Origin of the sequence: Nocardia gamkensis NBRC 108242, assembly GCF_001612985.1 — a bacterium.
Taxonomy (GTDB): Bacteria; Actinomycetota; Actinomycetes; order Mycobacteriales; family Mycobacteriaceae; genus Nocardia; species Nocardia gamkensis.
The window spans coordinates 1-1,389 of the sequence record NZ_BDBM01000105.1; the positions used below are offsets into that span (position 1 = coordinate 1).

Genomic DNA, 1,389 nt, shown 5'->3' on the forward strand with positions numbered 1-1,389 from the left:
GGGTCTGTCCAGCCATCGGTGTAACTCGGTTTGATTGGGTTACTTCCGTCCAGCGCTGAGTCGGCCTTCGAAGGTGATGTCGAAGGCGTTCAACGCCGCTTTCCATCGGGTGATCCAGCGTTTCTGTCCTGTTCCGGTGGGGTCGAGACTCATGATCGCCAGGTAGACGCATTTCAGGGCGGCTTGCTCGTTGGGGAAGTGGCCGCGGGCGCGCACGGCACGGCGGATGCGGGCGTTGACCGACTCGATCGCATTCGTCGAGCACACGACCCTGCGGATCTCGGTGTCGAACGCCAGGAACGGCACGAACTCGGCCCACGAGTTCTCCCAGAGCTTGACGATGGCCGGGTACTTCGTGCCCCATTCCTCGGTGAACTCGTAGAACCGTTCCAGCGCAGCAGATTCCGTCGGTGCGGTGTAGATCGGCTTCAACGCCTTGGCGATCGCGTCCCAATGCTGACGACCCGCGTAACGGAACGATGCGCGCAGCAGATGCACCACACACGTCTGGACGACAGCGGCCGGCCAGACCTGCCCGATCGCCTCGGGCAACCCTTTGAGACCATCGCAGACGAGCATGCACACATCCTCGGCACCACGATTCTTGAGTTCGGTGAGGATCTGCAGCCAGAACTTCGCGCCCTCACCACCATCTCCGGCCCACAAGCCCAAAATGTCGCGGGTGCCCTCGACGGTGACCGCCAACGCGACATAGATGGGCCGGTTGGCGACCTTGCCGTCGCGGATCTTCACATGGATCGCATCCAGGAAGATCACCGGATACACGCTGTCCAGAGGCCGGTTCTGCCACTCGCTCATGCCATCCATCACCTTGTCGGTGATCACCGAGATCGTCTGCTTGGACACCTCGGCGCCATAAACTTCACGCAGGTGCGCGGAAATCTCTCCATGCGTGAGGCCCTTGGCCGACAGCGACAACACCATGTTCTCCACGCCGTTGAGCCGGCGCTGGCGTTTGCGCACGATCTGCGGCTCGAAGCTGGCGTCCCGATCGCGAGGAACGTCGATCTCGACCGGCCCGACGTCTGTGACCACCGTTTTCGACCGGGTGCCGTTGCGGGAATTGCCTGTTCCACGACCGGCCGGGTCACCATGGTCATATCCGAGATGGTCGGTGATCTCACCATCGAGGGCGGATTCGACGACCATCTTGGTCAACTGCGCCAGCAACCCACCCTCACCGGTCAGCTGCAAGCCGTTGCTCCGGGCCTGAGCCACCAGCTGACCCACCAGTTCGGCATCCACCGCTGGTGCTGTCGCATCCTTACGCTTCGCCACCGCAGCAGTATCGGCCACATCAGCCGTCACTACATCAGATATCAAGTGCCACTCCTTGATCGGGAGTTACACCGTTGTATTTACAGTCCC

The 1,389-nt window shown here is 61.7% G+C and carries 2 protein-coding genes; one reads left to right on the forward strand and one right to left on the reverse strand.

Annotated elements, in window-relative coordinates:
* Window positions 1-39: 39 nt before the first annotated feature.
* The gene (locus tag NG1_RS34810) at window positions 40-1,242 is read right to left on the reverse strand and encodes an IS256 family transposase (protein WP_245660188.1); all 1,203 of its coding nucleotides are present in this window, start codon (window positions 1,240-1,242) and stop codon (window positions 40-42) included.
* Here NG1_RS34810 and NG1_RS38710 point away from each other — a divergent pair.
* A partial coding sequence (locus NG1_RS38710; protein ID WP_245660189.1) for a hypothetical protein occupies window positions 1,129-1,389 on the forward strand: 261 nt, incomplete at its 3' end. The genes NG1_RS34810 and NG1_RS38710 overlap by 114 nt on opposite strands.